The sequence below is a fragment of the Variovorax paradoxus B4 genome (genome assembly GCF_000463015.1).
GTDB classification, from domain to species: domain Bacteria; phylum Pseudomonadota; class Gammaproteobacteria; order Burkholderiales; family Burkholderiaceae_C; genus Variovorax; species Variovorax paradoxus_E.
In genome coordinates this window covers 248,712-272,081 of sequence record NC_022234.1, presented here as the reverse complement: position 1 = coordinate 272,081, position 23,370 = coordinate 248,712, and the positions used below count along the sequence as shown (strand labels likewise).

At 68.7% G+C, this 23,370-nt stretch carries 21 protein-coding genes; 13 read left to right on the top strand and 8 right to left on the bottom strand.

Translation table 11 applies throughout. From position 1 onward, the window contains the following. Nucleotides 1–73: 73 nt before the first annotated feature. Nucleotides 74–952: a GNAT family N-acetyltransferase gene (locus VAPA_RS28380; RefSeq protein WP_021003657.1), complete on the bottom strand. Its 879-nt coding sequence runs from the start codon at nt 950–952 to the stop codon at nt 74–76. 502 nt (nt 953–1,454) lie between these two features. Here VAPA_RS28380 and VAPA_RS28375 point away from each other — a divergent pair. From VAPA_RS28375 to VAPA_RS28335, 9 genes are all read left to right on the top strand, one after another. Continuing rightward, complete coding sequence (locus VAPA_RS28375; RefSeq protein ID WP_021003656.1) at nt 1,455–2,120, top strand: haloacid dehalogenase type II; 666 nt, start codon at nt 1,455–1,457, stop codon at nt 2,118–2,120. 32 nt (nt 2,121–2,152) lie between these two features. Then, entirely contained in the window at nt 2,153–3,445 is a 1,293-nt protein-coding gene (locus VAPA_RS28370; protein WP_021003655.1) for an NAD(P)/FAD-dependent oxidoreductase, read from the top strand. A 77-nt stretch (nt 3,446–3,522) separates the two neighbouring features. Further along, on the top strand, nt 3,523–5,145 hold the full coding sequence (locus tag VAPA_RS28365) for an ABC transporter substrate-binding protein (RefSeq protein WP_021003654.1): 1,623 nt from the start codon (nt 3,523–3,525) through the stop codon (nt 5,143–5,145). A 40-nt stretch (nt 5,146–5,185) separates the two neighbouring features. Next, entirely contained in the window at nt 5,186–6,142 is a 957-nt protein-coding gene (locus tag VAPA_RS28360) for an ABC transporter permease (RefSeq protein WP_021003653.1), read from the top strand. Nucleotides 6,143–6,152: 10 nt separating this feature from the next. Further along, the gene (locus VAPA_RS28355) at nt 6,153–7,058 is read left to right on the top strand and encodes an ABC transporter permease (protein ID WP_021003652.1); all 906 of its coding nucleotides are present in this window, start codon (nt 6,153–6,155) and stop codon (nt 7,056–7,058) included. Beyond that, a complete protein-coding gene (locus tag VAPA_RS28350) occupies nt 7,058–8,713 on the top strand; it encodes an ABC transporter ATP-binding protein (protein WP_021003651.1) in 1,656 nt (551 codons plus the stop codon). The genes VAPA_RS28355 and VAPA_RS28350 overlap by 1 nt, the downstream gene beginning before the upstream one ends. Continuing rightward, on the top strand, nt 8,710–9,795 hold the full coding sequence (locus VAPA_RS28345; protein ID WP_021003650.1) for a tartrate dehydrogenase: 1,086 nt from the start codon (nt 8,710–8,712) through the stop codon (nt 9,793–9,795). The genes VAPA_RS28350 and VAPA_RS28345 overlap by 4 nt, the downstream gene beginning before the upstream one ends. Nucleotides 9,796–9,932: 137 nt before the next feature. After that, nucleotides 9,933–11,411, top strand: a complete 1,479-nt coding sequence (locus tag VAPA_RS28340) for an NAD-dependent succinate-semialdehyde dehydrogenase (RefSeq protein WP_041946655.1) — start codon at nt 9,933–9,935, stop codon at nt 11,409–11,411. A gap of 89 nt (nt 11,412–11,500) precedes the next feature. After that, complete coding sequence (locus VAPA_RS28335) at nt 11,501–12,505, top strand: MerR family transcriptional regulator (RefSeq protein WP_021003648.1); 1,005 nt, start codon at nt 11,501–11,503, stop codon at nt 12,503–12,505. A gap of 22 nt (nt 12,506–12,527) precedes the next feature. On the opposite strand, the gene pyrF is transcribed toward VAPA_RS28335, so the two are convergent. From pyrF to VAPA_RS28315, 4 genes are all read right to left on the bottom strand, one after another. Further along, nucleotides 12,528–13,226, bottom strand: a complete 699-nt coding sequence (gene pyrF / locus VAPA_RS28330; RefSeq protein WP_021003647.1) for an orotidine-5'-phosphate decarboxylase — start codon at nt 13,224–13,226, stop codon at nt 12,528–12,530. Nucleotides 13,227–13,320: 94 nt separating this feature from the next. Continuing rightward, nucleotides 13,321–14,772, bottom strand: a complete 1,452-nt coding sequence (locus tag VAPA_RS28325) for an N-acyl-D-amino-acid deacylase family protein (RefSeq protein ID WP_021003646.1) — start codon at nt 14,770–14,772, stop codon at nt 13,321–13,323. Between the two features lie 23 nt (nt 14,773–14,795). Then, the gene (locus tag VAPA_RS28320; RefSeq protein WP_021003645.1) at nt 14,796–15,911 is read right to left on the bottom strand and encodes a DSD1 family PLP-dependent enzyme; all 1,116 of its coding nucleotides are present in this window, start codon (nt 15,909–15,911) and stop codon (nt 14,796–14,798) included. Nucleotides 15,912–15,949: 38 nt separating this feature from the next. Further along, a complete protein-coding gene (locus VAPA_RS28315) occupies nt 15,950–16,921 on the bottom strand; it encodes a Bug family tripartite tricarboxylate transporter substrate binding protein (RefSeq protein WP_021003644.1) in 972 nt (323 codons plus the stop codon). A gap of 161 nt (nt 16,922–17,082) precedes the next feature. On the opposite strand from VAPA_RS28315, the gene VAPA_RS28310 reads away from it, so the two are divergent. Both VAPA_RS28310 and VAPA_RS28305 read left to right on the top strand, forming a co-directional pair. Next, nucleotides 17,083–17,979 carry a LysR substrate-binding domain-containing protein gene (locus tag VAPA_RS28310; RefSeq protein WP_021003643.1) on the top strand — a complete coding sequence of 299 codons (897 nt, stop codon included), beginning with the start codon at nt 17,083–17,085 and terminating at the stop codon, nt 17,977–17,979. 57 nt (nt 17,980–18,036) lie between these two features. Next, nucleotides 18,037–18,477 carry an NUDIX hydrolase gene (locus tag VAPA_RS28305; protein WP_021003642.1) on the top strand — a complete coding sequence of 147 codons (441 nt, stop codon included), beginning with the start codon at nt 18,037–18,039 and terminating at the stop codon, nt 18,475–18,477. A 28-nt stretch (nt 18,478–18,505) separates the two neighbouring features. Here VAPA_RS28305 and VAPA_RS28300 read toward each other — a convergent pair whose 3' ends face one another. Next, the gene (locus VAPA_RS28300) at nt 18,506–19,045 is read right to left on the bottom strand and encodes a cupin domain-containing protein (protein WP_021003641.1); all 540 of its coding nucleotides are present in this window, start codon (nt 19,043–19,045) and stop codon (nt 18,506–18,508) included. Then, entirely contained in the window at nt 19,042–19,785 is a 744-nt protein-coding gene (locus tag VAPA_RS28295; RefSeq protein WP_021003640.1) for an NAD-dependent epimerase/dehydratase family protein, read from the bottom strand. The genes VAPA_RS28300 and VAPA_RS28295 overlap by 4 nt, the downstream gene beginning before the upstream one ends. Nucleotides 19,786–19,906: 121 nt before the next feature. Between VAPA_RS28295 and pdxR the strand changes: the two genes are divergently transcribed. Both pdxR and VAPA_RS28285 read left to right on the top strand, forming a co-directional pair. Then, a complete protein-coding gene (pdxR, locus tag VAPA_RS28290) occupies nt 19,907–21,319 on the top strand; it encodes a MocR-like pyridoxine biosynthesis transcription factor PdxR (protein WP_041946653.1) in 1,413 nt (470 codons plus the stop codon). A gap of 61 nt (nt 21,320–21,380) precedes the next feature. Beyond that, complete coding sequence (locus VAPA_RS28285; RefSeq protein WP_021003638.1) at nt 21,381–22,139, top strand: hypothetical protein; 759 nt, start codon at nt 21,381–21,383, stop codon at nt 22,137–22,139. Nucleotides 22,140–22,389: 250 nt separating this feature from the next. Here the strand turns inward: VAPA_RS28285 and VAPA_RS28280 are convergent, their stop codons facing one another. Further along, nucleotides 22,390–23,292, bottom strand: coding sequence for a LysR substrate-binding domain-containing protein (locus VAPA_RS28280; RefSeq protein ID WP_021003637.1), 903 nt, complete (start codon nt 23,290–23,292; stop codon nt 22,390–22,392). Nucleotides 23,293–23,370 lie beyond the last annotated feature (78 nt).

The window sequence follows — 23,370 nt, the reverse complement described above, 5'->3', positions numbered from 1 at the left end:
GGGAGGCCGCAGGCCGGAGGACATTCGCGGAGCAACGTACCCCGTCGGCGGGAGCGCGCCCCGGAAAAGCAAGCTACCCAACAGCCTGGGTAACGAGAGCAAACAGCGAAGGCCCGTGCTCAGCAACAGCAAGCGGCTCACCCCGCACCATCGTCGTCGGCGCATCCACGCGCAGCAGGCCGATGCTCTCGAGCCATTCGGCCAGCCCGCTGTCGAAGTCGATATCGATGCGCGTGAAGTGACCGGCATTCAAGCCCGCAAGGTGCGCGATCAGCGCCTTCGCACCCTCGGCATCGGGCGCGACCACCGGACCGATCGAATGGCCGCGGCCGAAGCGCCGCAGCATGGCAAAACCCTTCGGCTCGTTGTCGTGGTCGAGCACCACGCAGGCATCGGCGCTTTGCAGCAGTTCGGCGACCAGCGCATCGCGCGGCATGCCTCGCGCGGCCGCGTCGAGCGCCTGCAGCGCGGGCAGCTCGTTGAGACCCGCAGGCCGCAGCCGCCGGCCGGGCTGCAGCGCAACCAGCGGCGCCGGCTGCGCGATGCCCTGGTGCTGGCGCACCTCGCCCGCGCGCACAAAGCCGAGCCGCTCATAAAGTCCGCGACCTTCCGCGGTGGCGTGCAAAAGCACCGTGCGATCCTCGAGCCCATCGAGCAGCGCGCTCATCAGGCGATGCCCGATGCGGCGGCCCTGGCAGGCGGGCGTGACGATCACCAGGCCGATGGTGGCGTGGCGCTGGCCCCAGCGCCAGCGCAGGCCGGTCGCGATGATCTCGCCGTCGCGCTCCACTGCAATGCCGTCGGCATGCGGGAACACCTGCTCCCAGTCCGCGGGACGGTGCGGCCAGCGCAGTTCGGCCGAGAGCGCATGCGCCTGTGGAAGATCGGCGGCCGTCATCGGCCTGAGCACCACGCCATCCATGGCGGGTGCGTTCGGAGTGGGTTCAGGCATAGGGGAAAACTCTCTGTTGCGGCGGAATGGCGCATCCATCTTGGACGACATTGCGGCGCCGCACCAGCACAAAAAGGACCTCTTTCGAAACTTGCAAGCTTCGGTTGCAGCGCACCCCGGTTTCGCAATTCGCTGCGGCGGCGCGGCCGCATACGCACACAAATGCTGTGCCAACCTGCATAGGATCGACCGCCACTTTCCACGACCCACGCCATGCACGCCTTCCATTCGCGAAACACCCATCGGCAAGGAACCGGTGCGCCGGCTCGTCGACGCCAGCCCGCGCTTCAAAAGCGTGCCCGCGGGCTTCGCAACGGCGCACCAAGGTGCATGGCCGCACGCACGCAGGGCACGCCGCACGGCATGCCGTCGGCGCCCCCGCAAACCGCAGCTTCGTTTCGCCAGGCGCCGTTTTTCCCTACATGCGCCGAGCGACGGCGTGCTGCAATCGCTTCGTAATGAGTTTGTCGCATTTGCCACCCTTCACAGAGGATTCGAGACCATGACCTTCCGTCCCAAGTACGTGACCTTCGACTGCTACGGCACCCTCACGCGGTTCCGCATGAAAGAGCTGACCACCGACCTCTTCGCCGACCGCATCCGGCCGCAGCAGATGGCGCAGTTCGTCACCGATTTCACCGCCTACCGCTTCGACGAAGTGCTGGGCGCCTGGCAGCCCTACGAGGTGGTGCTGAAGAACGCGGTGCGCCGCCTGTGCAAGAAGTGGAAGATCCAGTATTTCGACAGCGACGGCCAGGCGTACTACGACGCAGTGCCCACCTGGGGCCCGCATGACGACGTGGCCGCAGGCCTGGCCAAGGTGGCCAAGGAAATCCCGCTGGTCATCCTGTCGAACGCGTCGGACGACCAAATCCAGAAGAACGTGGCCATGCTCGGCGCGCCCTTCCACCGCGTCTACACCGCGCAGCAGGCACAGGCCTACAAGCCGCGGCTGCAAGCCTTCGAATACATGCTCGATTCGCTCGGCTGCAATCCCGAAGACGTGCTGCACGTGTCGTCCAGCCTGCGCTACGACCTGATGTCGGCCGACGACATCGGCATCGCCAACAAGGTGTTCGTCAACCGCGGCCACGGCCCGGGCAATCCGGCCTACCGCTACACCGAGATCCAGGACATCGGCGGCCTGCCCGGCGTCGTCGGCCTCTGACCTTTCTTTCACGCATTCAACCGCTCCCTGCCATGAAGCTCGACTCCTATTGGACCGATTCCGCGCCGGCCTTCGCTCCCGCAGTGCATGCACTGCCGGCGCAGATCGACGTTGCGGTGGTGGGCGGCGGCTTTACCGGCCTGTCGGCGGCGCTGGCGCTGGCCAAGCGCGGCGCCCGCGTCGCGGTGCTGGAGGCCGGCAGCCGCGTAGCGGCCGAGGCCTCGGGCCGCAACGGCGGGCACGTGAACAACGGGCTCGCGGTGGACTATGCCGACGTGGCCGCCAGGGTCGGCATCGACAAGGCCCGCGCCTGGTACCGCGCCTACGACGACGCGGTCGACACCGTGGCGCGGCTGGTGCGCGACGAAGCCATCGACTGCGACTTCATGCGCCACGGCAAGCTCAAGCTCGCCACGCGCGCCAACCAGATGGCCGCGCTCGAACGCAGCGCCGAGCGCCTGGTCGCAGACGGCGTGGACACCGATGTCGAAATCCTCGACGCAGCACAAGTGCGCAGCGAGGTGCAGAGCGAGCGCTTCCACGGCGGCCTGCTCTATAGGCGCAGCGGCCAGATGCACATGGGCCGCTTCGCCCAGGGCCTGGCCGCGGCCGCGCAGCGGCATGGCGCACAGATCCACACCGGCACCATGGTGAGCCGCATCGAGCGCCTGGGCCAGGGCCATGCGCACCGGCTGCACACCGCCGGCGGCATCGTCACTGCGCAGCAGGTGCTGCTGGCCACCGGTGCCACGCGGCATGGCGGCTACGGCAGCTTCGGCTGGCTGCGCCGGCGCATCGTGCCGATCGGCAGCTTCATCGTCGTCACAGAGCCGCTCGGCGCCGAGCGCGCGCAGGCGCTGCTCGCGGCCCGGCGCACCTACACGACGGTGGCCAACATCCACCACTACTTCCGGCTCACGCCCGACCACCGGCTGGTGTTCGGCGGACGCGCGCGCTTCGCCATCTCCAGCCCGCAGTCGGATGCCGCGAGCGGCGAGATCCTGCGCGCCGGACTGGCCGAAACCTTCCCGCAGCTCGGCGCCGTGCGGCTGGACTACTGCTGGGGCGGACTGGTCGACATGACGCAAGACCGCTTGCCCCACGCCGGGGAGCGCGACGGCCTCTACTACGCCATGGGCTACAGCGGCCACGGCACGCAGATGTCGGTCCACATGGGCGAGCGCATGGCCGCCGTGATGAACGGTGATGCCGGCGCCAACCCCTGGCAGGGCCGCGACTGGCCCGCCATCCCCGGTCACTTCGGCCCGCCCTGGTTCCTGCCGGCGATCGGCCTTTACTACTCGCTCAAGGACAAGCTGGCCTGAGCGCCCCGCGAGTCCGCAGTCTTCGTCCCGCGTTTGTTCTTCAACCTTCAGTCAACGGCCCACAGGAGTACCCCACCATGAGCGACAGTAGCAACAAGAGGTTCGAAAACCTCGTCGGTCCCGGCGAAAGCCTTCGCGTGATGGATTCGCTGAAACGCGGCGCATCGCGGCGCGACATCCTGGCAATGCTGATGGCCGGCGGCATGCAGGCCACGCTCGCCAGCAGCCTGGCGGGCATGGCGGTGTCCGCGCATGCGCAGACGCCGCGGCGCGGCGGCCGCATCCGGGTGGCGGGCGCGACCGCGGCGGCGACCGACACGCTCGATCCGGCCAAGCAGTCGAACCAGACAGACTACTCGCGCTGCAACATGGTCTACAACGGCCTGACCACGCTGGACCGCAGCCTCACGCCGCAGCCCGCGCTGGCTGAGTCGTTCACCACCAAGGACGCCAAGACCTGGGTCTTCACCTTGCGCAAGGGCGTGGTCTTCCACGACGGCAAGGCGCTCGCGCCGGCCGACGTGGTGTTCTCTGTGATGCGCCACAAGGACCCGGCGGTCGCCTCCAAGGCCAAGGTGCTGGCCGACCAGATCGAAAGCGCCAAGGCCACCGGCCCCAACGAGGTGACCTTCGTGCTCAGCGCGCCGAATGCCGACCTGCCGGTGATCCTGGGCACCTTCCACTTCCACATCGTCAAGGAAGGCACCACCGACTTCAACGCCGGCATCGGCACCGGGCCCTACAAGCTCAAGGAGTTCAAGCCCGGCGTGCGCTCGCTGGTCGTGCGCAACGAGGGCTACTGGAAGCCCGGCAAGCCGTATCTCGACGAGATCGAGTTCGTGGGTATCGGCGACGAGAGTGCGCGCGTCAACGCGCTGCTGTCGGGCGGCATGGACCTGGTCGGCTCGGTCAATCCGCGGTCGGTGGAGCGCGTGAAGGGAACGCCCGGCTTCGGCATCTTCGTGACCCAGTCGGGCCAGTACTCCGACCTCGTGATGCGCAAGGACGTGGGCCCCGGCGCCAACCCGGACTTCGTGCTCGCCATGAAGCACCTGTTCGACCGCGAGCAGATGAAGAAGACCATTGCGCTGGACTACGCGGTGGTCGCCAACGACCAGCCCATCGACCCGACCAACCGCTTCTACTTTGCCGGCCTGCCGCAGCGCCCCTTCGACCTGGACAAGGCGAAGTTCCACCTGCAGAAGTCCGGCATCACGGGCAAGGTGCCAATGGTGGCATCGCCCGCGGCGCTCTATTCGGTGGAGATGTCCCTGCTGCTGCAGCAGACGGCGCAGCGCGCGGGGCTGGAGCTGGACATCAAGCGCATGCCGGCCGACGGCTACTGGTCGAACCACTGGCTCAACAGCCACGTCGGCTTCGGCAACGTCAACCCGCGCCCGAGCGCCGACGTGCTGCTGACGCAGTTCTTCCAGTCGGGTGCGGCATGGAACGAGTCGCGCTGGAAGAGCGAGAAGTTCGACCAGCTGCTCGTGGCCTCGCGCGCCGAGACCGACCTGGCCAAGCGCAAGCAGATGTATGCCGACATGCAGACCATGATCCACCAGGACGCCGGCATCGGCATTCCGCTGTTCCTCTCGAGCCTCGACGGCCACAGCTCCAAGCTCAAGGGCCTGTCGCCCATCCCGCTGGGCGGCCTCATGGGCTACAACTTCGCCGAGAACGTATGGCTGGAAACATGATGCGCCCGCAGCCGCCCGCCCCACCCCTGAGAGCACCGAAATGAACCATGTCATCCTGAAACTCCTGGCCCAGCGCATCGCGCTGGCGCTCGTTTCGCTGCTGGCGGTCTCGGTGGTCGTGTTCTCGATCACCGCGGTGCTGCCGGGCGATGCCGCACAGGAGCAGCTCGGCCAGGACGCCACGCCCGAGGCCGTGGCCGCGCTGCGCGCCCAGATGGGCCTGGACGTGCCGGCGCCGCGGCGCTATGCGCGCTGGCTTGGCGGGCTGCTGAAGGGCGATCTCGGCACTTCGAGCACCACGCAGATGCCGGTCGGCGAGCTCGTTGCCAGCCGCCTGCCGAACTCGCTGCTGCTCGCCGCGGTCACGGCCCTCTTCTCGGTGCCGATCGCACTAGCGCTGGGCATCGCCTCGGCGGTGTGGCGCGGCTCGTGGTTCGACCGCGCCGCCTCGACGACGGCCGTGGGCGTGGTGTCGGTGCCGGAGTTCCTGGTCGCCACGCTGGCGGTGCTGGTGTTCGCGGTGCAGCTGCGATGGCTGCCGGCGCTCTCCTTCGTCAACGACATCGAATCGCTGGGCCAGCTGCTGCGCGCCTTCGCCATGCCGGTACTGGTGCTGTGCTGCGTGATCGTCGCGCAGATGATGCGCATGACGCGCGCCGCGGTGATCGACCAGCTGGAGGCGCCCTACATCGAGATGGTGCGCCTCAAAGGCGCCTCGCCGATGCGCATGGTGCTGGCACATGCGCTGCCCAACGCGGTGGGGCCGATTGCCAACGCAGTGGCGCTGAGCCTGTCGTACCTGCTGGGCGGCGTGATCATCGTCGAGACCATCTTCAACTATCCGGGCATCGCCAAGCTGATGGTCGACGGCGTGTCGCAACGCGACATGCCGCTGGTGCAGACCTGCGCCATGATCTTTTGCTGCGCCTACCTGATCCTGGTGACGACGGCCGACGTCTGCGGCATTCTCGCCAACCCGCGGCTGCGGCACCGCTGAAGGAAGCTTCATGGAAACGTCCACCTCTCCACCGGTCGTGAGCGCCACGGCCTTGCTGGCGCCAGTGCCGCAAGAGCGCCGGCCCGGTCCGCTGCGCTGGCTCGCCGGCTTCGGCTTCTCCGGCCTGCTTGGCCTCGCGGTGCTGCTGTTCTGGCTGCTCGCGACGCTGCTCGGCCCCTGGCTGCTCTCGCACAGCGCAGCGGCCATGGGCACCTCGAACGTCTTCGCGCCGATCAGCGCAAAGCACTGGCTGGGCACCGATTACCTTGGCCGCGACATGCTGGCGTTGATCATCGAGGGCGCGCGCTACACGGTCGGCGTGGCATTGCTGGCCACGCTGCTGGCCAGCGGCACCGGCACCGTGCTGGCGCTCCTGGCCGCCGCCAGCGGCCGCTGGATCGACGCGGTGCTCAGCCGCGGCCTGGACACGCTCACGGCAATTCCGAGCAAGATGTTCGCCCTCATCATGGTGGCGGGCTTCGGCTCCTCGGTGCCAATGCTGGTGGTCACGGCGGCCATCATCTACGTGCCGGGCGCCTACCGCATGGCGCGCTCGCTGGCCGTCAACATCAACGCGCTCGACTACGTGACCGTGGCGCGCACACGCGGCGAGGGCACGCTCTACATCATGCTGCGCGAGATCCTGCCCAACATCCTGGGCCCGATGCTGGCCGACCTGGGCCTGCGCTTCGTCTATGTCGTGCTGCTGCTGGCGAGCCTGAGCTTCCTGGGCCTGGGCATCCAGCCGCCGGCGGCCGACTGGGGCTCGCTGGTGCGCGAGAACATTGGTGCGCTCGCCATGGGCGGCGCCTCGGTGATCGTGCCGGCGCTGGCCATCGCGAGCCTGACCATCGCGGTCAACCTCGTCATCGACAACCTGCCGGGCCGTGCCGCGCGCGAAAGAGGAGCACGCTGATGGGCGCACCACTCAATGTCCAGGGCCTGAGCATCTGCGCGGGCGCGAACACGCTGGTCGACAACCTGAGCTTCTCGGTGCAGCCCGGCGAAGTGCTGGCGCTGATCGGCGAATCGGGTTCCGGCAAGACCACCACCGCGCTGGCACTGATGGGCTATGCACGCAACGGCTGCCGCATCTCGGCCGGCCGGGTGCAGATCGGCGACACCGACGTGCTGGCACTCGATGCGGCTCGGCAGCGCGGGCTGCGCGGCCGCACGGTCTCCTACATCGCGCAGAGCGCGGCCGCCTCCTTCAACCCGTCGCGCACGATCATGGACCAGGTGGTCGAGCCCACGGTCATCCACGGCCTGTGCAAGCGGGCCGAGGCCGAGGCCAAGGCGGTGCAGCTGTTCCGCGAGCTGGCGCTGCCCGATCCGGAGAACATCGGCGCGCGCTATCCGCACCAGGTCTCCGGCGGCCAGCTGCAACGGCTGATGGCGGCCATGGCGCTGATCGGCGACCCCGAGCTCGTGATCCTCGACGAGCCGACCACGGCGCTCGACGTGACCACGCAGATCGAGGTGCTGCGCGCGTTCCGCCGCGTGGTGCGCGAGCGCCGCGCCACCGCCGTGTACGTGAGCCACGACCTGGCCGTGGTGGCCCAGATGGCCGATCACATCCTGGTGCTTCGCAACGGCAGAATGAGCGAGCTCAACGCCACCGGGCAGATCCTTTCCGCCCCGGCCGACGACTACACCAAGTGCCTGCTGGCGGCCGCGCGGCCCGCGGTGCGCGCATCGGGCCAGGCCTCGGGGGATTCCGCGCTGCTGCTTCACGTGAACCAGCTTTCGTGCGGCTACGGCGCGGTGGATGCCAAGGGCCAGCCGGCCAAGCTCATCCTGGAGGACATCAACCTCAAGCTCTACCGCGGCCAGGCCATCGGCGTGATCGGCGAATCGGGCTCGGGCAAGACCACGCTGGCACGGGCCGTCGCCGGCCTGCTCAAGCCCTGCCACGGCAGCGCCAGGTTCGACGGGCAAGCGCTCGCGCCCACGCTGCAGCAGCGCGAGCGCGAGCAGCTGCGCCGCATCCAGATCGTCTTCCAGATGGCCGACACGGCGCTGAACCCTTCGCAGACCATCTGGCGCATCCTGGCGCGGCCGCTGCAGTTCTACAAGGGCTTGCACGGCGAGTCGCTCAAGCAGCGCATCTTCGACCTGCTCGACCTCGTGAAGCTGCCGCGCACGGTGGCCGACCGCCTGCCGGGCGGGCTCTCGGGCGGGCAGAAGCAGCGCGTGAACCTGGCGCGCGCACTGGCGGCCGAGCCCGACCTCATCCTGTGCGACGAAGTGACCTCGGCGCTGGACACCGTGGTGGCCGCGGCGGTGCTCGACCTCATGGCCGAGCTGCGGCGCGAGCTGGGTGTGTCCTATCTCTTCATCAGCCACGACCTGCACACGGTGCGCTCGGTGTGCGACGAGATCGTGGTGATGCAGCACGGCCGCAAGCTCTCGCAGGTGGCGCGCGCCGACTACGAACGCGGGCCGCACCATCCTTACTACGACCTGCTGGCGCGTTCCGTGCCCGAGCTGCGCCAGGGCTGGCTCGACGACATGGACCACGCAGCAGCAGCCGCGGCAGCCACGCCACCAACCAGGGAAGCACTCGCATGACCCCCACATTCCGCATTGCGCTGATCGCCGGCGACGGCATCGGCAAGGAAGTGATGCCCGAGGGCCTGCGCGTGGTGCTGGCCGCCGCCGAGCGCTTCGGCTTTGAGCTCGACTGCCGCACCATCGACTGGGCCAGCTGCGACTACCACGCGCAGCACGGCCAGATGATGCCGGACGACTGGAAGGAACAGCTGCGCGGCGTGGACGCGCTCTATTTTGGCGCCGTCGGCTGGCCCGAAACCGTGCCCGACCACGTCTCGCTCTGGGGGTCGCTGCTCAAGTTCCGCCGCGAGTTCGACCAGTACATCAACCTGCGCCCGGTGCGCCTGTTCGAGGGCGTGCCCTGCCCGCTGGCCGGACGCAAGCCCGGCGACATCGACTACCTCGTGGTGCGCGAGAACACAGAGGGCGAATACACTTCGCTCGGCGGCGTGATGTACGAAGGTACCGAGCGCGAGATCGTGATCCAGGAATCGGTGTTCTCGCGCCATGGCACCGACCGCGTGCTCAAGTACGCCTACGAGCTCGCCCAGTCGCGCAAGAGAAAACACCTCACGGTGGCCACCAAGAGCAACGGCATCGCGATCAGCATGCCGTGGTGGGACGGCCGCGCCGACGCCGTCGGCCGCGACCACCCCGAGGTGACGGTCGACAAGCAGCACATCGACATCCTGTCGGCGCGCTTCGTGCTGCAGCCCATGCGCTTCGACGTGGTGGTGGCGAGCAACCTGTTCGGCGACATCCTCTCCGACCTCGGCCCGGCCACCACCGGCACCATCGGCCTCGCGCCCTCGGCCAACCTCAACCCAGAGCGCAAGTTTCCCTCGCTGTTCGAGCCGGTGCACGGCTCGGCGCCCGACATCTACGGCCAGAACATCGCCAACCCGATCGCGATGATCTGGTCGGGCGCGCTGATGCTGGACTTCCTCACGCAAGGCCAGGGCGCGGGCCGCGCCGCGCACGACGCCATCCTCGGCGCCATCGAGGCGGTGCTGCGCGACGGACCGCGCACGCGCGACCTGGGCGGCACGGCCTCGACCACCGAAATTGGAATGGCCATTGCCGAGCGCGTGGCGAATTGACTCACCCCCAGGCTTCACGCACTTCGTGTCGCTACGCCCCCCCTCTCCGGGGGCAACACCAGCGGCCCGGCAAAGCCGGTTCCACGGTGTTCCTGGAAGGGACCTCCTTGCCGAACTCAACGAACCCTGAATCGACCATGACACTGACACTTGAACGCCAGGACCTGCTGCCCGGCCAACAGCTCATCGGCGCCGACTGGCGCGAAGCCAGCGACGGCCGCCGCCTCGACGTGACCGACCCCGCCACCGACGGCGTCTTCGCGAGCGTGCCCGACGGCACCGCCGCCGATGCGCGCGCCGCAGTGAATGCCGCACATGCCGCCTTCCCCGCCTGGCGTGCCGTGCCGGCCAAGCAGCGCGCGCAGATTCTCAAGCGCTGGAACGACCTGATGCTCGCGCACCAGGAAGACCTGGCCCGCCTCATCTCGCGCGAACAGGGCAAGCCACTGGCCGAAGGCCGCGGCGAAGTGGCCTACGCAGCGAGCTACGTCGAATGGTTCGGCGAAGAAGCCACGCGCGCCAACGGCGACGTGATTCCGGCCCCCGTGACCGGCCGCCGCATGCTCGCGCTGAAGGAACCCGTGGGCGTGGTCGCCGCTATCACGCCGTGGAACTTTCCGGCCGCAATGATCGCGCGCAAGATCGCGCCCGCGCTGGCCGCGGGCTGCACCGTCGTGTGCAAGCCGGCCGAGGACACGCCGCTGACCTCGCTCGCGCTCGTCAGGCTCGCGCGGGAAGCCGGCGTGCCCGCAGGCGTGCTCAACATCGTCACGGCTTCGCGCGAACGCACGCCCGAGGTGGTCGACGTGTGGCTGGCCGATGCGCGGGTGCGCAAGATCAGCTTCACCGGCTCCACGCCGGTCGGCAAGCACCTGGCACGCGCCGCGGCCGACACGCTCAAGAAGCTGTCGCTCGAACTGGGCGGCAATGCGCCCTTCATCGTGTTCGAGGATGCCGACGTCGATGCCGCGGTCGAGGGTTTGATGGCCGCCAAGTTCCGCAACGGCGGCCAGACCTGCGTGTCCCCGAACCGCGTGTTCGTGCAGGCCAGGGTGCACGACGCCTTCGTCGAGAAGCTGGCCGCGCGGGTCGGCGCGCTCAAGGTGGGTCCGGCGACGAAGCCCGACTCGCAGATCGGCCCGATGATCAACGCACGCGCGGTCGACAAGATCGAGCGCCACGTGCGCAACGCCGTGGCCCGCGGCGCACGCATCGTGGTGGGCGGCGAACGGCTGCGCTCCGCGCGCTGCGACGGCCCCAACTACTACGCGCCGACCGTGCTCGTGAACGCCGACGCAGGCATGGATTGCAGCTGCGAAGAGACTTTCGGACCCGTGGTGCCGGTCACGCGCTTCGAGACCGAGGCCGAGGTGATCGCGGCCGCCAACGACACGCCCTTCGGCCTGGCCGCCTACTTCTACTCGACCGACGTGCGCCGCATCTGGCGCGTGGCCGAGGCACTCGAATCCGGCATCGTCGGCATCAACGAAGGCGCGCTGGCCGCCGAGGCCGCGCCCTTCGGCGGCGTGAAGGAATCGGGCTACGGGCGCGAAGGCTCGGTGCACGGGCTCGACGACTACATGCACACCAAGTACCTGTGCCAGGGCGGGCTTTGAGGCGGCGATCGCGCCTTTTCAGCGTTCCTGCTTGACCCGGCCCCAGGGGCATCCTTTAAAAAGGGAAGATCCATCGAAAGGAACACTTCATGCGATCTCCCGCCCCGCACCTGAAATCCTCCGAAGCCGCGAGCCGGCTGGGCGTTTCGGCCAAGGCCCTGCGGCTGTACGAACAGCGCGGCCTGGTCGAGCCCGGCCGGACCGCGGCGGGATGGCGGGCCTACGGCCCGGCGGAGATGGCGCGCGCAGGCGAGATCGTCGCGCTTCGCGCGCTCGGCTTCAGCCTGGCCCAGGTGGCACGGGTGCTCGCAGGCAACCCTGAAGGCCTGGAGCAGGCGCTGGCCGCGCACCAGGCGGCGCTGGAGGCGCAGCTTCGCCAGCTCATGCACACCGTCGAGAAGGTCCGCGGCCTGCGAAGCGGCGTTGCGCAAGGCCGGACGCCGAGCATCGGCGAACTCGCGGGCCTGCTGGCACCCGCCAGCGAAGTGCGCCTTGCCTTCGACCTGCCGTGGCCCTGGGGCGGGGAGCGCTTCGAGCTTCGCGACATCCGGTCGCTGAACTACATCGTCGGGCCGCTCGGCAGCGGCAAGACCCGGCTGGCGCAGCGCATTGCCGAGGTGCTACCCAACGCGGCCTGGCTCGGCCTGGACCGGCGGGCGGAGTGCGGCGCCGATGCGTCCGAGCCTCGGGTCGATCGCGCCCTGGCCTGGCTCGTGGAGGACGGCGCGACGCCATCGGACGCGCTGAATGCACTTCTGGCGGGGCTAGAAGCGGAAGGGCCCGATGCCGTGGTCGTGGACCTGATCGAACACGGCTTGGACCAGGCCACCCAGGAGGCGCTGATTGCCCGGCTGCGCCGCCGCGGACCGGACGCGCTGCCGATCTTCATGCTTACGCGCTCCTGCGCGATCCTCGACCTGGCGGCCGTCGGGCCGGACGAGGCGATCATCCTGTGCCCCGCGAACCACAGCCCGCCGAGCCTGGTCGCACCCTGCCCCGGCGCGTCGGGTTACGAGGCCGTCGCCACCTGCCTGGCGTCGCCGGAGGTGCGGGCGCGAACGGCGGGGGTTGTCGCGTGGCGGCAGGCGGCCTGAGCACGCATCGAAGCTGGCGTCGTTACCGCAGCGCCGACAGCTCCGCACGCATGGCCGCAAAGGCCTCCGCGGGATTCGGCGCACGCGCGATCGGCCGGCCGACCACCACATGCGTCGCGCCCGCGTCGATGGCCTGCGCCGCCGTGGTGAAGCGCGCATGGTCGCTCTTCTCCAAGTCACCAGCCAGCTGTATGCCGGGCGCGACGATCAGCATGCCCGGCGGCAAGGTCTCGCGAAGCAGCCGCGCTTCCAGCGGCGAGGCGACGACGCCGTGGCATCCCGCAGCGGCAGCAAGCCGCGCAAGGCGCAGCACCTGTTCGGTCACCGTCGAGCCCACGCCCACTTCGTGCAGAGCTTCGTCGTCCATGCTGGTGATGACGGTGAGCGCGAGTACCTTCAGGTGAGGAAAGCGGCCCGCGGCCTCGACCGCGGACCGAAGCACCGCCGAACCGCCCAAGGCATGGACCGTCACCATCGAGGCGCCGATCTGCCCCGCTGCGGACACCGCCGCCGCGACCGAACTCGGAATCTCCAGCAGCTTGAGGTCCAGGAACACACGCTTGTCGCCCGCCACGAGCGAGCGCACGACCGAAGGCCCGGCCGCGGTCAGCAACTGCAAGCCGACCTTGTAGAACGTCGCTTCGGCGCCCAATTGCCGCACCAGGACTGCTGCCGATGCAGCGGTGGCGAAGTCGAGCGACACGATGATGCGGCTGTCCAAGCGGTTACCTCGTCTGCAAGGCCGGCGCCCCCTTCACTGGAGACGTTGCCGAGTTGGCACAACTGCGCAGCCTATCACCTGGGGCACCCGAACCTCACACCTCGCGCGCCAGCACCCGCCCCGGCCGCGCGCCCGTCGACCCGCCGTCGCGCCACACGATCGCGCCATTGACGATCACCGCCTCGATGCCGCGGGCCGGCGCCATGGGCGCTTCATAGGTGGCGGCCTCGTCCACGGTGTCCGCGTCGAACAGCGCCAGGTCGGCGTACGCGCCTTCCTTCAGCACGCCGCGGTCCTTCAGGCCGAAGTTCTTCGCCGTCAGTCCGGTCATCTTGTAGATGGCGGTTTCCAGCGGGAACAGCCCGAGCAGGCGCCCGTAGTGCCCCAGCACGCGCGGAAAGCTGCCCCACAGCCGCGGATGGGGCGCCGCATCGTGCGGCAGGCCGTCGGAGCCGATCATGGTGTTGTCGAACTTCAGGATGCGCTGCACGTCGGCCTCGTCCAGCCTGAAGTAGATGCCGCCAGCGGGGCTGAGCTGGCGGATCGCTTCGTCCTGGCTGACACCCAGTTCTTTCGCGATCGCGTCCAGGTCCTGGCCCGCATGCTCTGGCATGGGTTTCGACCAGCTCACGATCACGCGCGACGAGGTCGCGGCGCGGTCGGACGAGAGGATGGTCGAGCCGGCCGTGTAGGGGTAGCAGTCCAGGCAGATGGGCTGCGTGGCCATGTTCTGCTCGATGAAGGACAGCGCCTCCTGCGAGCGGCCGTGGTTCGCCGGCCCCACCACCTTCATGTGCGAGATCACCACCTGCACGCCGACCTCGCGGCCGACGCGGAAGCTTTCCTCCAGCGAGTCGATCACCTGGTCCGCCTCGTTGCGCATGTGGGTGCAATACACGCCGTTGAATGCCTTCAGCGGGCGGCAGGTCTCGATCACTTCCTCGGTGGGCGCCGCGACCGCGGGCTCGTAGTAGAGGCCGGTGGAAACGCCGATGGCGCCGGCCTCGAGCGCTTCCTGCACCAGCGCGCGCATGCGGGCGATCTGCTCGCCGGTGGCCGGCAGGCCCAGATCGTCCAGCGTCGCGACGCGCAGTGTGGTGTGGCCGACGAGCAGCGCGCAATTGGTGGCCGCGGGCTTGGCGCGCAGTTCCTCGATGTACGAGGCGAACGTGGGAAAGGAGAACCAGCCGCCTTCCTCGTCGAGCAGGTTCAACGGCGGTGTGACCGGCTGCGTGATGCCGCCCGGCATCGGGGCCAGCGAGATGCCGCAGTTGCCCGCGATCACGGTGGTGATGCCCTGGCTGACCTTGGGCGCCATGTCGGGAGCGGACAGCATGAGGCGGTCGTCGTGGGTGTGCGCGTCGATGAAGCCGGGCGCCGCAATGCGCCCTGCCCGGTCGATCTCCACCTCGCCGTGCGCGGCGGACAGATCGCCGATGCGGGCGATGCGGTCGCCGCGAATGCCGATGTCGCCCGTGAAGCGGGGCGCACCGGTGCCATCGACGATGCTGGCGTTGCGGATCAGAAGGTCGAATTTTTCCTGCATCGGATACCTTGGGTTGAAACGGGTCAAAGCAGCGCGCCGCGCGCGGCGATCGGCCACAGGGCCTCCACCCGCTCGCCGCGCACGCAGACCAGGTCGTCGTAGAGATTGACGGTGGGGTCGCAATGGCCGGGCACCAGCATCAGCGCGTCGCCCAAGGCAACCGCGGCGGCATCGGCCGTGGCCAGCACGCCGTGCTCGTCGGAGGCTTTCAGGTAGCGCAAGTCGCTGCGCTGCCACACGGTGGGCAGGCCCGAATCCACGCTGGAAGCCTTGAGGCCGGCGTCGACCACGGCGCGCTCGGGCGTGGCGCGGCTCATGACGGTGGTGCGCACGAACAGGGCATGCTCGAAAGGGATGTCGTTCTCGCCGCGCTGGTTGTCGCCGTAGTCGCGGTCCATGAAGACGTAGGAGCCGGCCTGGATCTCGTTGAAGACGCCGGAGTCACGCTCATGCAGGAAGCTGCCGGTGCCCGCCCCCGTCACGCGCTCGACGGCGATGCCGCAGGCCTCGATGGCCGCGCGGGTCGCGCGTGCGGCCTCCGCGGCTCCGGCGATGGCCGCGGCGCGGTCCTGCGGCGCGCGCAGATGCTGGGCCGGGCCGTGGTAGCAGTGCAGGCCCATGAAGCGCAGCGGCGGGCTGGCCGCGATCTGCTGCGCCAGCCGCACGGCTTCTTCGCCGGGGGCCACGCCGCAGCGGTTGGCACCGACGTTGACCTCGACATAGACATCCAGCGTCACGCCCTCTGCCTGCGCCGCGGCGGCCAGCGCCTGCACCTGCTCGGGGTGGTCGACCAGCACGCCCATGCGCGCGCGGCGGGCCAGCGCGGCCAGATGGCGCAGCTTGGCCTGGCCCATCACCTGGTTGGTGACCAGTACATCGTCGATGCCGGCCGCCACGAACACCGCCGCCTCGCTGACCTTCTGGCAGCAGATGCCGACTGCCCCCAGGGCCACCTGGCGCAGGGCGATCTCCGGCGTCTTGTGGCACTTGGCATGGGCGCGCAGGCGCACGCCGCTGCCGCGCAGCGCCTCGGCCATGCGCGCGAGGTTGCGTTCGAATGCATCGAGGTCGAGCACGAGCGCGGGCGTGTCGATGGCGTGGATGTGATCGCCAGGCCTTGCGGCTTTCCAGGGAGTCATGAGTCAGCGGGGTTCGTGGGAGGAATGGGCTGGCGCTTTCAATCGATCTTCGCGCCCGAGTCCTTGATGATCCTGGCCCACTTGAGCGTTTCGCGGCGTGAGAGTGCGAGGAACTGCTCCGAGGTTCCGAAATCGGTCTCGGCACCGAGCAGCCTGAAGCGCTCGCGCAACGCCGGGTTGGCCAGCGCGGTACGGATCTCGGCATTGAGCCGTTCCACCACCTCCCTGGGCATGCGGGCCGGCCCGATGATGCCGCCCCAGGCCTCCACCTCGAAACCCGGCACGCCGGCTTCGGCAATGGTGGGGATGTCCGGATAGGTGGGCGAGCGCTGGCGGGAAGAGATGCCCAGCGCCCTCACCTTGCCCGCCTGGGCCTGCGGGCCGGACACCGGCGTGTTGACCATCATGAGCTGCACGCCGCCGCCGATCAGGTCGGTGATGGCCGCCGTCGCGGCCTTGTAGGGCACGTGCAGCATGTCAGTGCCGGTCATGGACTTGAAGAGCTCGACGCCCAGGTGCGCGGTGGTGCCGTTGCCGTCGGATGCGAAGGCCAGCTTCCCCGGGTTCTTCTTCGCATAGGCGATCAGCTCGGGCACGCTCTTCACCGGCAGGTCGTTGTTGACGATCAGCAGGTTGGACAGGCGCAGCGTGTTGGCGACCAGCGTCAGGTCTTTCTCGACGTCGTACGGCACGTTGGGCAGCAGCGACCGGTTGGTGGCCAGCGAGACGATGTTGCCGTAGGCCAGCGTGTAGCCGTCCGGCGCCGAATGCACGAGGTCCATGGTGCCGATCGTGTAGGAGCCGCCGGGCTTGTTGTCGATCACGATGGGCACGCCCATCTGCTGCGACAGCTGCGCGCCCAGTGCGCGCATCAGCGCGTCGGGCGCGCCACCCGGGGCCGAGGGCACGATCAGGCGGATCGCCTTGTCGGGATAGGCCGCGAGGACCGGCATCGAAACCACCGCCACCGCGGCGAGGACGAGAGTACACAGCAAGGCACGTGGACGCATGGCAGAACTCCGGCAATGAAGGATCGGTGACGCCATGATCCGTTTGCAAGCCTCGTTGGACAAGCCATGTTTTATGGGTTCAGCATGAGCTTTTCTCATGCACGTAGCCGGTGCGCAGAGGCAGAATCAGCGTGCGCACGCACCATACTTGCTCTTTTCTCATGAACCATCACGTCCGCGCTCCGTCGACGATGTCCTTGATGTGCCTGGAAGCCAGCGCGCGCCTGCGCTCCTTCACCGCCGCCGCGCAGGAGCTGCGCCTCACGCAAGGTGCGGTGAGCCGGCAGGTCCAGACGCTGGAAGAGCGTCTTCGCGTCAAGCTCTTCACACGGCGGCGCGAGGCCCTGGCCTTGACGGACGCGGGCCGCTACTACCTGGGCGAAGTCGCGCCGCTGCTGCAGCGGCTGGAACGTGCCACGGCCAACGTCATGGCGCTCAAGGGCCGGGGGGGCGAGCTGTCGCTGTCGGTCGGTGCGTCGATCGGCAGCTACTGGCTGATTCCGCGCCTGCCTGCGTTCACGCGCGAGCATGGAGAAATCACGCTCAACCTCGGCACGCGCGTGGGGCCGGTGGATTTCAGCGCCACGCCGGTCGATGCATCGCTGGAGTTCGGCGATGGTCAGCGTCCGGGCCTGCACAGCGAGTTCGTGCTGCCGCTGATCCTCTCGCCTTACGCGGCCCCCGCATGGATCGCCGCCCACGGCGCGGCCGTCGATGCGAACACGCCGCGCTCGGCCTTGATCCACCATCAAACCCTGCCCGGCGCATGGGACGAATGGTTCGCGCGCGAGGGCATCGCGGCCGAGGCAGGACGCGAGGGGCCGCGCTACGACATCATGTCCATGGCCCTCAACGCCGCCGTTGCCGGCATGGGCGTGGCGCTGCTGCCGCCCTACATGAGCGACGACATGATGGCTTCGGGGCGCCTCAGGCGGCTGTCGCGCCGCAGATGGCGCTACGCCAAGGGCTACTACCTCGTCTACCCGGAAGAGTCCGCGCAGATGCAGTCGCTGCAGGTCTTCAGGGAATGGCTGCTGGCGCAAGCAGGCGACATCTGACGCACGGGCGCAGCGGTCGTGGCACGCCGGCCTCCGTCTGGCGACAATCGCCTGACCATGAAAACCATCTCCTATGGCGTGCTCATCGTCAACGAGCAAGGCCAGCTTCTCATGGCGCACGCGACGGGCCAGAAGCACTGGGACATCCCCAAGGGCGGCGCAGAAGCAGGCGAGTCGGCGCGCGAGGCGGCCATCCGCGAGGTTCGGGAAGAGACCGGCATCGCGCTGGCCGCGGATTCGATGGAGGAACTCGGGCGCATGCCTTACCGTCCGGCCAAGGACCTGCACCTGTTCCGCGCCTTCGTGCACACGCGCGACTGCGACATTGCAGCGTGCAAGTGCACGAGCTTCTTTCCTCACCACGCTTCAGGCGTGATGACGCCCGAGGTGGACCAGTTCAAGTGGGTGGACACCGCAGACGTCCCGGCGCTTGCCGCAAAGTCGATGACGGCGGTGCTTCGGACGCTGCCCGGCTTCGGAACGACGAGGGACACCTGAGGCCGTTTGCACCTCGGCGGGCCCCCGCTCAATCGGCATCCGGCGGCAGCACCAGCGGGCCGCAGTTCTCGTCGGCAACGAACACCGCCACCAGTTTCGCAGGGCGCACCGGATCGGGATTCTCCGCAAAGAGATGCAGCGTGCGCGGCGGCTCGAAGAAGGTCTCGCCGCTCCTGTAGGTGCCCACCGGTCCGCCGCCGAGCTGCGAGCGGATCGTGCCTTCGAGAATGATCGCGGTCACCGAGCCCGGATGCCGATGGGCCGGCGAATAGGCCAGCGGCGGAAAGTCGACGAGCACGGTGGTCACCGACTTGCCCGGCACGTTCGGCAGCGCCTCGCACGAGAGCACCTTGACCGAGGTCGCGGGCCTGGCATCGGCGCCCGAGCCCGCGGGCGCCGGGGCCGACGAGAACATCGGCCGGGCCACGCTGCTGCACACGTCGGCGAACCATTGCGCCGCCTCCTGCCGGTTGCCATGCGGCATCAGCGCCCAGCCGGCGGCCAGCGCCAGGGAGAGCGCCGCAATGCCGGCGCCGAGTTGGCCGCGATGAAGCCGGGCCGCCTTCACGAGGCAACTCCCTGACGCAGCCGCAGCGATGCATGCCAACCCAGCTCGCGTCTGGCCTTCTCGCTGCTGACTTCGGGGTTGTCCTCGGCGATGTTGAAGACACCGCCCTGCGCATGCCGCAGCGCCAGCACCGCGGCCCAGGCCGCGGCCTCCACATGGACCGGACACGCGCCCCTGGGCTCGGCGTTCGAGGTGCCCGGACCATGGAACTGCCCGTAGCGCAGCACCGTGCCCATGAGGTCCGCCGCGCCCAGCACGCTGCGCTCGAGCGCCGCCACCCCGCCCACGCTGACGCCGCGGGTGCCCTCGGCCGCGAGATCGAGCGGATCTTTTTCGGCATGCGGGGTCGCCCCGGGTGCATAGGCCCAGGCGATGCTCTGCGCCACCAGCCGGCGGCTGCCGGCCGCCAGCGCCGCGGCGACGAGGTTGCGCGTGCCCTCGGTGCGCACACGTGCGTTGCGATGGGCGGCATCGGCCATCAGCTTGGGATCGAGGTCCGGCGGCAGGTCGGTGAGCTGGTGGATCACGATCGCCGGTGCGATGCGCATCAGCGCCGCCCGCAGCGCCTGGGCGTCGAACACATCGACGACGACAGGGACCGCGCCGCGCGCTTCCAGCACATGCGCGCGCTCGGCGCGCCGGGTGCTGCCGTACACGGCGTAGCCTGCGTCGACCAACAAGGGCACGAGCGCGCTGCCGACGGCACCGGCCGCACCCGCCACGAATATTTTCTCGCTCATCGCGCGTCCTTTTTCTACTGGCTGTGCAAAGCTTAGGTTTTTGATGCCCCATCCCAAAGAGCCAAGATTCGTCAAAATGAATGGGCCATGATCCAAGAAAAAAAAATCTCCCGCGGCCCTCCTGAAGATCGACCGCGCAACGTCCACGCCGCTGCACCGGCAGATCTACGAGCGCTTCAGAACGGCCATCGAGCAGGGCCTGCTGCATCCGGGCGACCGCGTGGCCTCCGCACGCAGCCTGGCCAGCGAACTGGGCGTGGCGCGCGGCACCGTCGAGACGGCCTACAACCAGCTTGCGGGCGAAGGCTATTTCTCGCCGCAGGGCCAGGCGGGCACGGTGGTCTCGCCCTCACTCCCTTCCCCGCGGTCGGCGCGCCGCACGCCCCAGCGGGCCGAGACGCGGGCCTTCGACCCTGCACTCGCCGAAGCCGCCCCACCCCCGCCCCTGCAGCTGGGCATTCCGGCGCTCGATGCCTTCCCGCGCAAGCTCTGGGCGCGCCTGGCTGCGCGCCGCGCCAGGGCGACGACCGCGGCCGACATGTTCTATGGCGATCCCTCCGGCCATTCGCTGCTGCGCACGGCCATTGCCACCTACCTGCGGGTGTCGCGCGGCGTCTCGTGCCATCCGTCGCAGGTCTTCGTGACTGGCGGGTACCGCGCATCGCTCGCGCTCATCTCGCACACGCTGCTCGACAGGGACGAGCGCGTGTGGGTGGAAGACCCCGGCTATCCGCCGACACGGGAGGTGCTGCGCAGCGCCGGCCAGCGCACGGTGCCCGTGCCGGTGGATGAAGAAGGCCTGGTCGTTGCGCGCGGCGTGCGCAAGGCGGCGAAGGCGAGGATGGCCGTCGTCACGCCCTCGCACCAGGCGCCGCTGGGTGTCTCGATGTCGCTCGCGCGCCGGCTGCAGCTGCTCGACTGGGCCTCGCAGGCAAAGGCCTGGATCGTCGAGGACGACTACGACGGCGAATACCGCTATGCCGGCCCACCGCTGCCCGCGCTCAAGAGCCTCGACCGCCACGACCGCGTGCTCTACGCCGGCAGCTTCTCGAAGGTGCTGTACCCCGGGTTGGCGCTGGGCTACGTGGTGGTGCCCGAGTCGCTGCGCGACGCCTTCGGCGAGGCCGCGCGGACGTGGTCCAACGGATGTCCGCAGATCACGCAGGCAGTGGTTGCCGATTTCATTCGGGAAGGCCACTTCTCGCGCCACCTCAAGAAGATGCGGCTGCTCTATGCGCGCCGCCGCCACATGCTCGCGGCCGCGCTGCTGAAGGCCTTTGGCGAGGACGTGCGCATCGACCTGCAGGCTGGCGGCATGCACTTGATCGCGCGCTTCGGCCGGCGGCGCGAAGGCGACGAGGCGCTGGCCCGCCGCGCGCAACTCGCCGGACTGAACTGCCAGCCGCTGTCCGTGCGGGGCACGGCGCGTTTCCGCGACGAAGGGCTGCTGATGGGTTTCACCAATGTCGGCTCCGCGCTGCATGCGCAGCAGCTTGCGGCGAAGCTGCACAAGGCCTTGGGCCGCGAGCCCTGAAAAACCCGTGCAAGGGCACAATCCACCGTGCCAGCCATACATACAAGAGGAGAAGAGAACCATGCGCAGCCGACTGCTTGCCTTCGTCATTGCGATCGTACTGGCCGGATGTGCCGCCACGGCGCCACCGGTTGCGCCCAATACGGGCAAGCTCGCGAAAGGCGCCAAGGTCGGGGTGCTGGTCTACATGCCTTCGCCGGCGCAGCACCTGCACGTGGGTACCACCGTCTTCAACAACTTCTCGACGAACTATCCCTTTCCCTGGACGCCCACCTCCAGAGCCTACGAGGTCTTCGCGTCGGACCTCGAAAAGGCGGGCTTTCAGGTCGTGAGGCTCTCGAGCTTTGCAACGAGCACCGTCGACGCCCTGGCTGTTTCAGCGGATGGGCGCTGGATCGCGAACCCCAAGCAGGAGTGGGCGGCCCGAAAGCTCCGGGAAGAGCAGATCTCGGCGGTCGTCCTGGTCGAAGGGAAACGAACGCTCGCGCGGCTCGAGTGCACCGGCGGCCCTTGCGCCGAGAGCTACATGGCGAACTCGGGTCTTTTCACGCGCAGCATGCTGGGAATGACGAGGTACTTCGCAGTGCCCGCCGTCGAGGCAAAGGTCTTCATCATGGATCCTCCGATGGACCTCATGGCCTATGAACCGATGCGGACCATGCAGGCGCGCCGTGTCCGGCAACTGGACAATTTCCCCGAACCCCGGGACTTCAAGCGACTGAGCAATGCAGAGTTCGCGCCTGTCGCTGCCTCGATCGATGCGCACCTCCGGTCGCTTTCGCGCAGCGCCGCACAGGCATTGAGCAATGGGGTGAAATAGGATCTGGACTCCCGTATGTCTCGATGGTCCCGACTCGGCCTCGGGTTTGACCTCGGACCCGGAGTTCGATCGCACCGTCCGGCATGGATTGCCAGCTCACGCCCTCGAGCGTGCAGCGATTGCGCTCGGCATCGCCAGAGCCTCCGAGTTCCGATCCGAGCGCAAGTTCGATGAGGGAAGCCGCGAGCGAGACGGTCATGGCCACTTTCTACCAGAGCGCCACGAATGCGCAGTTATCCCAGCCAGGTCGTCAGCGTGCCGCGCCTTGCAGGCTGCTGCGCAGCGCCAGCTTGCGCACGATGGTCGAGAACGCGCGCGTGGCCGCCGCGTCGCGCGCCACCGGCGACCACAGCATGCCGGGCGTGCGCACGGGCGTGGGACTTTCCAGCCGGATGACCACGAGCCCCGAGAGCGGGTTGACCACGTTCGCAGCCACGATGGAGGCGAGCTGCGTCTTGGCGACCAGATCCATCATCGGCGCCAGCGTGTTGATCTCCGCCACCACGTGCGGCTGCGCGCCGCAGGAGCGGAAGCACTCGTCCAGCATCTGGCGCGTGGCGAAGCTGGCCGGCAGCAGCACCATCGGCAGGCGATGCAGCTCCACCATGCGCACGCGCTTGCGCCGCGCGAGCGCATGCTTCCTGGCCACCACCAGCACCATCTCCTCGTTATAGAGCGGCTCGAACTGCAGCGGCCCGGGCACGCCCGGCCGGTAGGCGATGCCAAGGTCCAGCGTGCCCTGCTGCAGGCGCGCGGCAATCTGGTCGGCCGACAGCTCCTCGACCACCACCTTCACGCGCGGATGCCGCCCCTGGAAGCTCGCGATGCAATCGGGGATGAACCCGAGGTTGAAGGTGTGCGTGGAGCCGACGCGCAACTCGCCCGTCACGTCGGAGCTGTCCTGGCGCAGCGCGCCCAGCCCCAGGTCGATCTCATGCAGGGCCTTGGTGCAGTAGTGCAGGAACTCGTCGCCGGCATCGGTCAGGCTCACGCGCTTGCCGATGCGGTCGAACAGCGCAACGCCGATCTCTTCCTCGAGCTGCTTGATCTGGTGCGACAGCGTCGACTGTGTCACGTGCAGGCGCTCGGCCGCGCGCGTGAAGTTCAGCGAGCCGGACAGGGCGATGAAGTAGCGCAGGTGACGGAGTTCCATGGCTTTCCTCTGGAGCAATGATCGATCGCATCGATGCTAACGATGGAAAACAATCATTTTCGGAATTCGTGGATGCAA

Coding starts and splice junctions, on each gene's coding strand:
- VAPA_RS28380 (WP_021003657.1), bottom strand. CDS start 952: ATGCCTGAACCCACTCCGAACGCACCCGCCATGGATGGCGTGGTGCTC.
- VAPA_RS28375 (WP_021003656.1), top strand. CDS start 1,455: ATGACCTTCCGTCCCAAGTACGTGACCTTCGACTGCTACGGCACCCTC.
- VAPA_RS28370 (WP_021003655.1), top strand. CDS start 2,153: ATGAAGCTCGACTCCTATTGGACCGATTCCGCGCCGGCCTTCGCTCCC.
- VAPA_RS28365 (WP_021003654.1), top strand. CDS start 3,523: ATGAGCGACAGTAGCAACAAGAGGTTCGAAAACCTCGTCGGTCCCGGC.
- VAPA_RS28360 (WP_021003653.1), top strand. CDS start 5,186: ATGAACCATGTCATCCTGAAACTCCTGGCCCAGCGCATCGCGCTGGCG.
- VAPA_RS28355 (WP_021003652.1), top strand. CDS start 6,153: ATGGAAACGTCCACCTCTCCACCGGTCGTGAGCGCCACGGCCTTGCTG.
- VAPA_RS28350 (WP_021003651.1), top strand. CDS start 7,058: ATGGGCGCACCACTCAATGTCCAGGGCCTGAGCATCTGCGCGGGCGCG.
- VAPA_RS28345 (WP_021003650.1), top strand. CDS start 8,710: ATGACCCCCACATTCCGCATTGCGCTGATCGCCGGCGACGGCATCGGC.
- VAPA_RS28340 (WP_041946655.1), top strand. CDS start 9,933: ATGACACTGACACTTGAACGCCAGGACCTGCTGCCCGGCCAACAGCTC.
- VAPA_RS28335 (WP_021003648.1), top strand. CDS start 11,501: ATGCGATCTCCCGCCCCGCACCTGAAATCCTCCGAAGCCGCGAGCCGG.
- VAPA_RS28325 (WP_021003646.1), bottom strand. CDS start 14,772: ATGCAGGAAAAATTCGACCTTCTGATCCGCAACGCCAGCATCGTCGAT.
- VAPA_RS28320 (WP_021003645.1), bottom strand. CDS start 15,911: ATGACTCCCTGGAAAGCCGCAAGGCCTGGCGATCACATCCACGCCATC.
- VAPA_RS28315 (WP_021003644.1), bottom strand. CDS start 16,921: ATGCGTCCACGTGCCTTGCTGTGTACTCTCGTCCTCGCCGCGGTGGCG.
- VAPA_RS28310 (WP_021003643.1), top strand. CDS start 17,083: ATGAACCATCACGTCCGCGCTCCGTCGACGATGTCCTTGATGTGCCTG.
- VAPA_RS28305 (WP_021003642.1), top strand. CDS start 18,037: ATGAAAACCATCTCCTATGGCGTGCTCATCGTCAACGAGCAAGGCCAG.
- VAPA_RS28295 (WP_021003640.1), bottom strand. CDS start 19,785: ATGAGCGAGAAAATATTCGTGGCGGGTGCGGCCGGTGCCGTCGGCAGC.
- VAPA_RS28285 (WP_021003638.1), top strand. CDS start 21,381: ATGCGCAGCCGACTGCTTGCCTTCGTCATTGCGATCGTACTGGCCGGA.
- VAPA_RS28280 (WP_021003637.1), bottom strand. CDS start 23,292: ATGGAACTCCGTCACCTGCGCTACTTCATCGCCCTGTCCGGCTCGCTG.